Source organism: Streptomyces sp. PL-25 (assembly GCF_058344915.1).
Genome location: NZ_CP136997.1, coordinates 5168919 through 5181520 on the forward strand (window position 1 = coordinate 5168919; position 12602 = coordinate 5181520).

The following is a 12602-nucleotide window of genomic DNA, read 5'->3' on the forward strand; positions in this document are numbered from 1 at the left end:
TACGGGCTGGGAGGTGGGTCGTTCACCCTATAGTGGCTAGAGGCCATAGCCACTTTACGAGGAGGGCAGATGCCGCAGATCGAGGAGGCTCAGCCGAAGTATCTCCAGATCGCGCACTACATCCGCGATCAGATTCTTCGGGGTGACCTGCGTGCGGGGGACGAGGTTCCTTCGGAACGCCAGTTGGCTGCCGACTGGAAGGTGTCCCGGCCCACGGCGGCCCGGTCGCTGGAGGCGCTGAGCCATCAGGGGCTGGTCGAGAAGCGCCAGGGCTCGGGCACGTACGTGCGCAGCCTCGAAGTCAACCGGCGGGCAAGGGAGCTGTACGGACGCGCCCGGCAGACCGGGAAGATCTACACGCCCGGCGAGTACGCAGTGATCACCTCGGCCGGCTGGGCGGACGCGCCCGCCCATGTCGCGGAGGCGCTGGGGCTGGCGAGGGGCGGCCGGGTGGTCCAGCGGCGGCGGGTGACCAACGACCAGGACGGTCCCATCACCTTGTCCACCTCGTGGTTCGCGTCCGACATCGGCCGGCGCGCGCCGAGACTTCTGGAGCCCGAACGCATCCAGGAAGGCACGCTGATGTACGTGGAGGCGATGACCGGGCGCACGGGCAGCTACGCCGAGGACCGGATGTGCGCCCGGAGCGCCACCGGCGAGGAGGCGGCGGACCTCGAACTGGGCCCCGGGTCAGCCGTACTGGTGGTCCATCACGTGGTCTATGACGTGCAGGACCGGGCCCTGGAGTTCTCCGAGGCGACCTATCCGCCGCACCGCTGGGCGTTCGAGCAGGGGTATCCCCTCACCTGATCGTGGGTCACTTCGCGTGAACGGCTTGCGGCCTCAAGTGGCTAATGCCACCAGCTAGTAAGTGGCTAGGGCCACTTACTGGAGAGGGTGGGCGAGTCGTTCGCGTGTGGCGGCGGCCTTCACCCAGGGGCGGCGACCGGGATCGCGCCTCGTCGAACGGTGCCGCTTCGCAGGGCGACGGCAGTGGCAAGGAGTGAGGGCCCGTGACATTCGTGATCGACCGGTACCCCGGCGAAGAGTCTCCGCGGCTCGGGGCGATGGCGTTGCAGCCGACTCCGGGCTCCGTCCCCCGGGCCCGGCACTGGTTCCGCAAGTTCATCGCCCCGTACAACCCGCTCTGCTCGGTCGAGGACTGCACGCTGATGATCTCCGAGTTGGTGACCAACGCGATCCTCTACGGGCGGTCGGACGAGGAGTGGCTCGTACGGGTGGAGTGGTTCAAGGAGAAGACCTCGCTGCGGGTGGAGGTGCACAGTCCGGGGTTCCCGGCGAGCGTGCGCCTTCGCCGGCCCGACACCGACGACGCGCACGGACGCGGTCTGCTCCTGGTCGACTCCATCGCCGACTCCTGGCACTCCGGCCCGAGCCGATTCGGCGGGACGGTCGTCTCCTTCGTGATGACCGACGCCTGGACGACGTGACGGGCGTGCCCCGCGTCCACCGCCGTGGGACCAGCCGTCCACCGGGCGGCCTCTCTTGCCTTGACGCAGACGTCAAGCCGTACCGTCGGGGACATGCGAATCGGTGAGCTGGCCGAGCGGGCCGGGACCACGGCGCGGGCGTTGCGGTACTACGAGTCGCGGGGGCTGCTGCCCGCGCGGCGGGACGCGCAGGGGTATCGGACGTACGACGAGCGTGATCTGGAGCTGTTGCGGCAGATCAGGACGTTGCGGGACTTCGGGTTCGAGCTGGAGGAGACGCGGCCGTTCGTGGAGTGTCTGCGGGCCGGGCATCCGGAGGGGGACGCGTGTCCGGCGTCGCTGGTGGTCTACCGGCGCAAGCTGGCCGAGCTGGACGCGCTGATCGGTGAGCTGACGGCGGTGCGGGCTCAGGTCGGGGCGCAGTTGGCGCGGGCCGAGCGGGCGCGGGACGGGCTGGCCGCCGATGCGCTGGTTCCGGGGGGTCCGGAGCCGTTGTGCGAGCTGGGAGGGCACGAGCGGTGATCAAGCAGGTGGCGGGTGTGGAGGAAGTGACCGACGCGGACTTCGGGGAGCGGGTGCTGGGGGCGGAGCTGCCGGTGCTGGTGCAGTTCACGGCCGAGTGGTGCGGGCCGTGCCGGCAGCTGGCACCGGTGCTGGGGGCCGTCGCCGCCGAGGAGGGCGACCGGCTGAAGATCGTCCAGCTGGACGTGGACCGCAGTCCGGAGACGACGATCCGGTACGGGGTGCTGGGCACGCCGACGCTCATGGTCTTCCGGGGCGGGGAGCCGGTGCGGTCGATGGTGGGCGCGCGGCCGAAGCGGCGGCTGCTGGAGGAGCTGGCCGACGTGCTCTGACAGGAGTGCGCGGGCAACAGGAAATCCCCTGGGCAATTGCGCCCGGGGGATTTCTTTGCGTATATTCGGTGGTTCGCGACTTCATGAAGAATGTGGTCGCGGAGAAGTGCAGTGACCACAGTATATGCGGGCGGGAGCTGAATTGTCAAACACCGGCTTTTCTGACGAGGAATTGCGTCGGGAACAGGAATTCATCGACGGGCTGTACCGGCTCGTCGACGCGCTGCGCGGTGACACCGAGGCCGGCGTCGCGGACGCCCTCGCCCAGGGCAACACGCCCCTCCAGGCCCGGCTGGAGCGGGACATCCTGGTCGCCGAGCGCTCCGGGCTGCTCGCCGCGCTGAACGCCGTGGACGGCTCGCTCTGCTTCGGCCGGATCGACCTGACCGACGGTGCCACCCACCACATCGGCCGGATCGGGCTGCGCGCGGACGACACCGAACGCACCCCGGTCCTGATCGACTGGCGGGCGGACGTGGCGCGGCCCTTCTACCTGGCCACCGGCCACACCCCGATGGGCCTGCGCCGCCGTCGGCACCTGACCACCGAGGGCCGCCGGGTCACCGCCCTGCACGACGAGATCCTCGACCTGGGCGACGCCACCCGCACCGGGTACGAGGACCCGACCGGCGACGCGGTGCTGCTCGCCGCGCTCGACTCCGCGCGCACCGGCCGGATGGGCGACATCGTGCGCACCATCCAGGCCGACCAGGACCGCATCATCCGCGCCCCGCACCGCGGTGTGCTGGTCGTCGAGGGCGGCCCCGGCACCGGCAAGACCGCCGTGGCGCTGCACCGGGCCGCTTATCTGCTCTACGAGCACCGGGAACTGCTCGCCCGGCGGGCCGTGCTGATCGTGGGCCCCAACCCGGCGTTCCTCGGCTACATCGGCGAGGTGCTGCCCTCGCTCGGCGAGACCGGTGTGCTGCTGGCGACCGTGGGCGAGCTGTTCCCCGGGGTGCGGGCGACGGCGACCGACACGCCCGAGGCGGCGGCCGTCAAGGGCCGCGCCGACATGGCCGGTGTGCTCGCCGCCGTCGTACGCGACCGGCAGGCGCTGCCCGACCCGGTGCTCGCCATCGAGCACGACCGCGAGGTCCTGATGCTCGACGACGGCCTGGTGCGGGTGGCCCGCGAGCGCACCCGCGCCGCGAAGCTGCCGCACAACGCGGCGCGCGAGCACTTCGAGGGCCACATCCTCAACACGCTCACCGACATGGTCGCCGAGCGCATCGGCACCGACCCCTACGACGGCTCGAATCTGCTCGACGCCAGCGACATCACCCAGATCCGCGACGAACTCGCCGAGAACCCGGAGGTCTGGTCGGCCATCGACCGGCTGTGGCCCCGACTCACCCCGCGCCGCCTGGTCGCGGACTTCCTCGCCGCGCCGGAGGGCTACGTCCGCGACGAGGACGCCGCCGCGATCCGCCGCCCGGTCACCCGCGCCTGGACCGTCGCGGACGTACCGCTGCTCGACGAGGCCGCCGAACTGCTCGGCGAGGACGACCGGGTGGCCCGCGCCCGCGCCGAACGCGAGCGAGAGAACCAGGTGGCGTACGCGCAGGGCGTGCTGGACGTCTCCTACGCCTCGCGGACCTACGAGTTCGACGACAAGGACGAGGAGGACTCCGAGGTCCTGTCCGCGCACGACATCATCGACGCCGAGCGGTTCGCCGAGCGGCAGGAGGAGGACGACCACCGCAGCGCCGCCGAGCGCGCGGCGGCCGACCGCACCTGGGCGTTCGGGCACATCATCGTCGACGAGGCGCAGGAGCTGTCCCCGATGGCCTGGCGGCTGCTGATGCGGCGCAGCCCGACCCGCTCGATGACCCTCGTCGGCGACCCCGCGCAGACCGCGGAGGCGGCCGGTGTCGGCTCCTGGGCGGACATCCTGCGGCCGTATGTCGAGGACCGCTGGGAGCACACCCGGCTGGGCGTCAACTACCGTACGCCCGCCGAGATCATGGACCTGGCGGCGGCCGTGGTACGCGCCGAGAACCCGGAGTTCACCCCGCCCAGCTCGGTGCGCTCCACCGGCGTACGCCCCTGGGTGCGCGCCACCGGCGACCTGCCCGGCGCGGTGGCGAAGGCCGTCGCCGAACTCACCCCGGACGAGGGCCGGCTCGCCGTGATCGCCCCGCGCGACCTGCACCGCCGCCTGGCCGCCCGGCTGGACGGCGTCACCGCGGGCGCGGAGCCCGACCTGACCCGCACGGTCGTCCTCCTCGACCCGCGCCAGGCCAAGGGCCTGGAGTTCGACTCCGTCCTGGTCGTCGAGCCCGGCCGCTACGGCACCAGCGACCTGTACGTGGCCCTGACCCGCGCGACCCAGCGGCTGGGGGTGCTGCACACCGGCGCGCTGCCGCGGGCGCTGGCGGACGCCGCCGGATGAGCACTCACGCCGGGCTCAGCCACACCGTCGCCAGAGGTGGCAGGGTGAGGCGGACGGATGCCGGGCGGCCGTGCCAGGGGGTGGGGGAAGGGGTGAGCGGGTCCGGGTGGGTGACGCCGCTGCCGCCGTAGCGGGTGGCGTCGGTGTTGAGGGTCTCGCGCCAGGCGGGCACCTCGGCGGGGACGCCGAGGCGGTAGTCGTGGCGGACGACCGGGGAGAAGTTCGACACGGCGAGCAGCGGGGTGCCGTCGGCGGCGGCGCAGGAAGGCGAGCACGTTGTCGTCGGCCGCGTCGCCGGTGATCCACTCGAAGCCGTCGGGGTGGGCGTCCCCGCTCCCACAGGGCCGGGGTCGCGCGGTAGCGGGAGTTGAGGTCGCGGACCAGGTCCAGCACGCCCCGGTGGTCGGCGGCGGCGCCGTAGGACGGGTCGAGCAGCCACCAGTCCGGGCCGCGCTCCTCGGACCACTCGGTGCCCTGGGCGAACTCCTGGCCCATGAAGAGGAGTTGCTTGCCGGGATGGGACCACATGAAGGCGAGGTAGGCGCGCAGGTCGGCCCGCTGCCGCCACCAGTCGCCCGGCATCTTGGACACCAGCGACTTCTTGCCGTGCACCACCTCGTCGTGGGAGAGGGGCAGCACGTAGTTCTCGCTGTAGGCGTACACCATGGAGAAGGTCATCTCCCCGTGGTGGTGGGCGCGGTGCACGGGGTCGTGGCTCATGTACTGGAGCGAGTCGTGCATCCAGCCCATGTTCCACTTCAGCCCGAAGCCCAGGCCGCCGAAGCCGGACGGACCGCGGTGGTGCGTGGCCCGGGTGACGCCGTCCCAGGCGGTGGACTCCTCGGCGACGGTCACCACACCGGGCACCCTGCGGTACACGGTGGCGTTCATCTCCTGGAGGAACGCCACCGCGTCCAGGTTCTCCCGGCCGCCGTGCTCGTTGGGCGTCCACTGCCCCGGCTCGCGTGAGTAGTCGAGGTAGAGCATCGAGGCGACCGCGTCCACCCGCAGCCCGTCGATGTGGAACTCCTCGCACCAGTACACCGCGTTGGCGACGAGGAAGTTGCGCACCTCGCGGCGGCCGAAGTCGAACTCCAGGGTGCCCCAGTCGGGATGGGCGGCCCGCAGCGGGTCGGAGTGCTCGTACAGCGGGCGCCCGTCGAACTCGGCCAGCGCCCACGCGTCGCGCGGGAAGTGCGCGGGCACCCAGTCCACGATGACGCCGATGCCCGCCCGGTGCAGCGCGTCCACCAGATACCTGAAGTCGTCCGGCGTGCCCAGCCGCGCGGTGGGCGCGTAGAAACCGGTGACCTGGTAGCCCCAGGAGCCGCCGAAGGGATGCTCGGCGACCGGCATCAGCTCCACGTGCGTGAAGCCCAGGTCCGCGACGTACGTGGGCAGTTGGTCCGCCAGTTGACGGTACGTCAGGCCGGGTCGCCAGGACGGCAGGTGCAGCTCGTACACCGAGAACGGCGCCTCGTGCGCGGGCCGTTCGCCGCGCTGCGCCAGCCACTGAGCGTCGCCCCACTCGTAGTGCGAGGCGTGCACGACGGAGGAGGTGGCCGGCGGGACCTCGGTGCGCCGCGCCAGCGGATCGGCGCGCAGCGTCCGCGTCCCGTCCGGCCGGGTGATCTCGAACTTGTACAGTTCGCCCTCCCCGACACCGGGCACGAACAGCTCCCACACCCCGGTGCCGCCCAGCGACCGCATCGGGTACGCGGTGCCGTCCCAGAAGTCGAAGCCGCCGGCCACCCGCACGCCCCGCGCGTCGGGCGCCCACACCGTGAACCGGGTGCCCTCGACGCCCTGGTGGGTCATCGGCTCGGCGCCGAGCGCCCGCCACAGCTCCTCGTGCCGCCCCTCGCCGATCAGATGCAGGTCCAGCTCGCCGAGCGCGGGCAGGAAGCGGTACGGGTCCTCGGCGCGCACCACGGACCCCTCGTACGCCACCTCCAACCGGTACTCCGGCACCTCCCGCAGCGGCAGCAGCCCCGAGAAGAAGCCCTGCCCGTCGTGGGTCAGCTCCAGCTGGAGGTCACCGGCCAGGACGGCGACGCCGAGCGCGTACGGGCGCAGCGCCCGCACCGCGACGCCCCCGGGCACGGGGTGCGCGCCGAGCACGGAGTGCGGATCGTGGTGGGTGCCGGCGAGCAGCCGCTCGCGGTCCTCGGTGCCGAGGGCGGCGGACACCGCCCGCGCGGGCGCCCCGGGCTGCTGCTGCGGGACCGGACCACGGGCGGGGGGACGGGCAGTCACGTGCGGGGCCTCCTCGAAGAGAGCGGCGGGGCCGGGCCGGGCGGGGCGCGGCGGGCGGGTCAGGCGGCGGAGCCGGGGTCCGAGGCCAGGCGGCGCACCGCCGCGAGCGGCACCGGCAGCCAGTCGGGGCGGTGCCGGGCCTCGTAGACGACCTCGTAGACCGCCTTGTCGGTCTCGCAGGCCCGCAGCAGCACCGGGTCCGTGCGCGGGTCGCGGCCGCCGCCCTCCGCGTACCCGGCGCAGTACGCGGCACGGCAGGCCGCCGCCCAGCGCGGGGCCGGCGGGCCGCCCGCCGAGTGCGCCGCGTAGTCGAAGGAGCGCAGCATCCCCGCGACGTCCCGGACCACGGGCTGGGCCATCCGCCGCTCGGCCAGCGGTCTGGCCGGCTCGCCCTCGAAGTCGATCAGCGACCACCGGCCGGCCGGGGAGCGCAGGCACTGCCCCAGGTGCAGGTCGCCGTGGATGCGCTGGGCGGTCCAGGTGTGGCCCTCGGCCGCCAGGTCGGCCAGCGCTTCGTAGGCGGTGTGCAGCCCCGGGGCGTGGGGCCGCAGCGCCGGGACCGCCTGGGCCGCCGCCTCCAGGCGTTCGGCCATGGCGTCGACCAGCGCGGTGAGCTGGAGCCGGGCCAGGCTGACCGTGGGCAGCGCGCGGGCCAGCGCCCCGTGCACCTCGGCCGTGGCGCGGCCCAGCGCCCGCGCCTCGGCGGTGAAGTCCTCGCCCTTGGCCAGCTCGCGCAGTGCCAGCTCCCAGCCGTCCGTGGCGCCCCGCACGAAGGGCTGGAGCACCCCGAGGACGTACGAGTCCTCCCCGACGTCGGTGGTCATCCACGCGGTGGGCGCCGGGACGCGCGGGCAGCCCTCGCGGGCCAGCGCGAGCGGCAGTTCCAGATCGGGGTTCACCCCGGGCAGCACCCGGCGGAACAGCTTCAGGATGAAGGCGTCCCCGTAGACCACCGACGAGTTGGACTGCTCGGCGGTGACCACGCGCGGGACCAGGTCGGCGCGTATCTCCGCGCGCCGCTCACAGCGCAGCCCGCCGATGCGGGCCCGGGTGCGCAGGGCCTCCAGGATCACCTCGGCGGGCCGGGGGTCGTACAGCGCCTCGTACACGGTGCGCCCGGCGAGCGGGCCGTCGTGGACATGGCCGATGAGCGCGGGCGCCAGTCTGGGGGGCAGCGCCTCGCGCACGCCTATGAGGAGCTGGTAGCAGTCGCCGGGGTGCGGGACGCCGCCGGGGGCGGGGGAGGGCGGCTGGTGGGCGCGGACCAGCAGGTGGTAGAGGCCGAGCCTGCCGTCGAGCGGGAGCAGCTCGGTGGCCGTGACCAGGGAGAATCCGGTGACCGGGCGGCCCTTGCCCGCGAACCAGCGCTGCCGGGGCAGCCACTCGCGCAGCAGCGGGTCCAGGGACGCGAGGAGGCCGGCGCTGCCGGCGGTGACAGAGCGTGTGACGGCTTGCGACATGGCTTCCGACATGGCGTCGCGTCCAATCGCTGGTCGAGTGTGACTCACGCGTGCCCGCGTGCGGGGCGGCGGAAACCGCCCCGCGCGTGCGCGTGCTAGACAGCCTCCTCGCGCAGCCGGAACCAGTAGAAGCCGTGTCCCGCCAGGGTCAGCAGATACGGCAGCTCGCCGACGGCCGGGAAGCGCACCCCGCCGAACAGCTCGACCGGGTGCCGCCCCAGGAAGGCGCTCAGGTCGACCTCCGTCGGCTGGGCGAAGCGGGAGAAGTTGTGCACGCACAGGACCAGGTCGTCGTCATATTCGCGGAGGAAGGCGAGGACGGCGGGGTTGGAGGAGGTGAGTTCGGTGTAGGTGCCGAGTCCGAAGGCGGGGTTCTGCTTGCGGATCTCGATCATGCGGCGGGTCCAGTGCAGCAGCGAGGAGGGGGAGGACATGGATGCCTCGACGTTGGTGACCTGGTAGCCGTAGACGGGGTCCATGATCGTGGGGAGGTAGAGGCGGCCGGGGTCGCTGGAGGAGAAGCCGGCGTTGCGGTCGGGGGTCCACTGCATGGGGGTGCGTACGGCGTCGCGGTCGCCGAGCCAGATGTTGTCGCCCATGCCGATCTCGTCGCCGTAGTAGAGGATCGGGCTGCCGGGCAGGGACAGGAGCAGGGCGGTGAAGAGTTCGATCTGGTTGCGGTCGTTGTCGAGGAGGGGGGCGAGGCGGCGGCGGATGCCGATGTTGGCGCGCATGCGGGGGTCCTTGGCGTACTCGGCCCACATGTAGTCGCGTTCCTCGTCGGTGACCATCTCCAGGGTCAGCTCGTCGTGGTTGCGCAGGAAGATCCCCCACTGGCAGTGCGCGGGGATCGCCGGGGTCTTCGCCAGGATCTCCGAGACCGGGTAGCGGCTCTCGCGCCGCACCGCCATGAAGATCCTCGGCATCACCGGGAAGTGGAACGCCATGTGGCACTCGTCGCCGCCGGCGCTGTAGTCGCCGAAGTAGTCGACCACGTCCTCCGGCCACTGGTTCGCCTCGGGCCAGCAGCACCGTGTCCGGGTACTGGCTGTCGATCTCCTTGCGCACCCGCTTGAGGAAGGCGTGCGTGGCCGGGAGGTTCTCGCAGTTGGTGCCCTCCCGCTGGTACAGGTAGGGCACCGCGTCGAGGCGGAATCCGTCGATGCCGAGATCCAGCCAGAACTTCAGCGCCGAGATCATCTCCTCCTGCACGGCCGGGTTCTCGTAGTTCAGATCGGGCTGGTGCGAGAAGAAGCGGTGCCAGTAGTACTGCTTGCGTACCGGGTCGTACGTCCAGTTGGACGCCTCGGTGTCCACGAAGATGATGGCGGGCACCCTGGTACTGCTTGTCGTCGTCGGCCCAGACGTAGTAGTCGCCGTACGGTCCGTCGGGATCCCTTCTGGACTCCTGGAACCAGGGGTGCTGGTCGCTGGTGTGGTTCATGACGAAGTCGATGATGACGCGCATGCCGCGCTGGTGGGCGGCGTCGACGAACTCGACGAAGTCGGCGAGGTCGCCGAAGTCGGGCAGCACGGCGGTGTAGTCGGAGACGTCGTAACCGCCGTCTCTCAGCGGTGACTTGAAGAACGGCGGGAGCCAGAGGCAGTCCACGCCGAGCCACTGGAGGTAGTCCAGTTTGGCGGTCAGGCCCTTCAGGTCGCCGATGCCGTCGCCGTTGCTGTCCTGGAAGGAGCGGACCAGGACCTCGTAGAAGACGGCGCGCTTGAACCACTCCGGGTCGCGGTCCTGGGCGGGAGTGTCCTCGAAGGTGTCCGGAACGGGCTCGTTGACGATCATGTTGTGGGTGACCCTCCGATCTGCGGGGTGGACGGTCGCAGGACGGTGAGCACGTGCGCGGGCCGATGCCCCGGCTCCAGTCGCACATAGTTGGCCCTGCCCCAGTGATAGGTCTCGCCGGTCAGCTCGTCGCGCACCGGCACCGACTCGTGCCATTCCAGGCCGAGTTGCGGCATGTCCAACGAGACCGTGGCCTCCTGGGTGTGGTGCGGATCGAGGTTGGCGACCACCAGAACCGTGTTCGATCCGCTCCGCTTGGAGTAGGCGATCACCTCGTCCTTGTCCACGTGGTGGAAGTGCAGGTCGCGCAGCTGGTGCAGGGCCGGACTGCGGCGCCGGATGTCGTTGAGGCGGGTGATGAGGGGGGTGATGGTGCGGCCCTCGCGTTCGGCGGTGTCCCAGTCGCGTGGTCTGAGCTGGTATTTCTCGGAGTGGAGGTATTCCTCGCCGCCCTGTGTGAGGGGGGTGTTCTCGCAGAGTTCGTAGCCGCTGTAGATGCCCCAGGAGGGGGAGAGGGTGGCGGCGAGGACGGCGCGGACCTCGAAGGCGGGGCGGCCGCCGTGCTGGAGGTAGGCGTGGAGGATGTCGGGGGTGTTGGGGAAGAGGTTGGGGCGCATGTAGGCGGCGGCCTCGCCCGACAGTTCGGTGAGGTAGTCGGTGAGTTCCTGTTTCGTGGTGCGCCAGGTGAAGTAGGTGTAGGACTGCTGGAAGCCGATCTGGGCGAGGGTGTGCATCATCGCGGGGCGGGTGAAGGCCTCGGCGAGGAAGATGACGTCGGGGTCGGTGGTGTTGATGTCGCCGAGGACGCGTTCCCAGAAGACGACGGGTTTGGTGTGGGGGTTGTCGACGCGGAAGATGCGGACGCCGTGGTGCATCCAGTGGCGGACGATGCGGACGGTCTCGGTGACGAGGCCGTCCATGTCGGTGTCGAAGGCCAGGGGGTAGATGTCCTGGTATTTCTTGGGGGGGTTCTCGGCGTGGGCGATGGTGCCGTCGGGGCGGTGGTGGAACCACTGGGGGTGTTTGTGGACCCAGGGGTGGTCGGGGGAGCACTGGAGGGCGAGGTCGAGGGCGACTTCGAGGCCGAGTTCGCGGGCGCGGGCGGTGAAGTGATCGAAGTCGTCGAGGGTGCCCAGGCGGGGGTGGACGGTGTCGTGGCCGCCTTCGGGTGAGCCGATGGCCCAGGGGACGCCGACGTCGTGGGGGCCGGCGGTGAGGGTGTTGTCGGGGCCTTTGCGGTGGGTGGTGCCGATGGGGTGGATGGGGGGGAGGTAGACGACGTCGAAGCCCATGGCGGCGATGGCGGGCAGGCGGCGTTCGGCGGTGCGCAGGGTGCCGTGGGGCTGGTCGGGGGTGCCTTCGGAGCGGGGGAAGAACTCGTACCAGGCGCTGTAGAGGGCGCGTTCGCGTTCGACCTGGAGCGGGAGCGGCTGGGAGGCGGTGACCAGGTCGCGCAGGGGATGGCGGGCCAGGACCGCGTCCACCTGTGGCGTCAACGCCGCCGACAGCCGGGACGCGGCCGGGCGCCGGGTGTCCCGCAGCGCCTCCTCGGCGGCCAGCACGGTGTCCCGCTCCGGCCCCTTCGGCACCCCGGCGGCGGCCCGCCCGTACAGCAGCGCGCCCTCCTCCAGCACCAGCTCGGTGTCGATCCCGGCCGGGACCTTGATGCGGGCGTGCCGCCGCCAGGTGGTGACGGGGTCGGCCCATGCCTCGACGTGGTAGGTCCAGCGGCCGGTCGCGGTCGGGGTGACCTCGGCGCCCCAGCGGTCGGTGCCCGGGGCCAGCTCGCGCATCGGCGTCCACGGCCCCGGCCGGCCCGCCGGATCGCACAGCACTACGTTCGCCGCGACCGCGTCGTGCCCCTCGCCGAACACGGTGGCGGTGACCTGGAAGGACTCCCCGGTCACCGCCTTGGCGGGCCTGCGGCCGTGCTGGACGACCGGCCGCACGTCGAGGACGGGAATCCGTCCGACGGCGGTGGGCGCGACTTCGGGCGCGGTCTCCGGTGTGATCTCCGGTGCGTCCTTCGACGCGGCCGGTGGCGGGGGCGCGGCCTCCTCCGGGACGGCCGGGACGGCCGGATCCTCCGAGGCCGCTTGAGCCGCCTGGGCCGTCCGGGCCGCCTGAGCCGTCTGTTCCTCGGGGGCGGGCGGGCCCGCCGCGCGGGGGCGCCGGGTGCCTTTCCTGCCGCCTGCCGGGGATGGTGCCGGGTGCTGCCTGCTGGGCATGACCGCTCCTGTCCGCATCAACGAGGGTGTGGGCGGATGTGCGTGGGGGAGGTGGGTCCTGCGGGGTCCGTCTTCCGGGTGTACCGGAAGAGTTTGGGCGTACCGCAGGAGCCTTCCCACCCCCTTCGGGTGAGCAATCCGGGACTTTGTTAACTACCCG

Annotated in this window: 7 protein-coding genes and 2 pseudogenes; 5 read left to right on the plus strand and 4 right to left on the minus strand. The window is 71.9% G+C overall.

The genetic code is table 11. From position 1 onward, the window contains the following. Positions 1–69 precede the first annotated feature (69 nt). From R4Z62_RS23450 to R4Z62_RS23470, 5 genes are all read left to right on the plus strand, one after another. A complete protein-coding gene (locus tag R4Z62_RS23450) occupies positions 70–810 on the plus strand; it encodes a GntR family transcriptional regulator (RefSeq protein ID WP_491520807.1) in 741 nt (246 codons plus the stop codon). 203 nt (positions 811–1013) lie between these two features. Continuing rightward, a complete protein-coding gene (locus R4Z62_RS23455; protein WP_491520808.1) occupies positions 1014–1451 on the plus strand; it encodes an ATP-binding protein in 438 nt (145 codons plus the stop codon). A 93-nt stretch (positions 1452–1544) separates the two neighbouring features. Beyond that, positions 1545–1973, plus strand: a complete 429-nt coding sequence (locus R4Z62_RS23460; protein ID WP_037891113.1) for a MerR family transcriptional regulator — start codon at positions 1545–1547, stop codon at positions 1971–1973. Next, a complete protein-coding gene (locus R4Z62_RS23465) occupies positions 1973–2305 on the plus strand; it encodes a thioredoxin family protein (RefSeq protein WP_389466629.1) in 333 nt (110 codons plus the stop codon). The genes R4Z62_RS23460 and R4Z62_RS23465 overlap by 1 nt, the downstream gene beginning before the upstream one ends. Positions 2306–2429: 124 nt before the next feature. Further along, complete coding sequence (locus R4Z62_RS23470; protein ID WP_491520809.1) at positions 2430–4700, plus strand: HelD family protein; 2271 nt, start codon at positions 2430–2432, stop codon at positions 4698–4700. A 4-nt stretch (positions 4701–4704) separates the two neighbouring features. Here the strand turns inward: R4Z62_RS23470 and glgB are convergent. From glgB to R4Z62_RS23490, 4 genes and pseudogenes are all read right to left on the minus strand, one after another. Then, positions 4705–6890: pseudogene (gene glgB, locus R4Z62_RS23475) on the minus strand (1,4-alpha-glucan branching enzyme). Positions 6891–7015: 125 nt separating this feature from the next. Then, positions 7016–8416, minus strand: a complete 1401-nt coding sequence (locus R4Z62_RS23480; RefSeq protein ID WP_491520810.1) for a maltokinase N-terminal cap-like domain-containing protein — start codon at positions 8414–8416, stop codon at positions 7016–7018. A 95-nt stretch (positions 8417–8511) separates the two neighbouring features. Beyond that, a pseudogene (gene treS / locus R4Z62_RS23485) lies at positions 8512–10214 on the minus strand (maltose alpha-D-glucosyltransferase). Next, the gene (locus R4Z62_RS23490) at positions 10211–12442 is read right to left on the minus strand and encodes an alpha-1,4-glucan--maltose-1-phosphate maltosyltransferase (protein ID WP_491520811.1); all 2232 of its coding nucleotides are present in this window, start codon (positions 12440–12442) and stop codon (positions 10211–10213) included. Before R4Z62_RS23490 ends, treS begins: the two are co-directional and overlap by 4 nt. Between the last annotated feature and the right edge of the window lie 160 nt (positions 12443–12602).

Bases quoted from the DNA above. Each gene is read 5' to 3' on its own strand.
- R4Z62_RS23450 (WP_491520807.1), top strand. From the start codon at position 70: ATGCCGCAGATCGAGGAGGCTCAGCCGAAGTATCTCCAGATCGCGCAC.
- R4Z62_RS23490 (WP_491520811.1), bottom strand. From the start codon at position 12,442: ATGCCCAGCAGGCAGCACCCGGCACCATCCCCGGCAGGCGGCAGGAAA.
- R4Z62_RS23460 (WP_037891113.1), top strand. From the start codon at position 1,545: ATGCGAATCGGTGAGCTGGCCGAGCGGGCCGGGACCACGGCGCGGGCG.
- R4Z62_RS23470 (WP_491520809.1), top strand. From the start codon at position 2,430: ATGCGGGCGGGAGCTGAATTGTCAAACACCGGCTTTTCTGACGAGGAA.
- R4Z62_RS23480 (WP_491520810.1), bottom strand. From the start codon at position 8,416: ATGTCGCAAGCCGTCACACGCTCTGTCACCGCCGGCAGCGCCGGCCTC.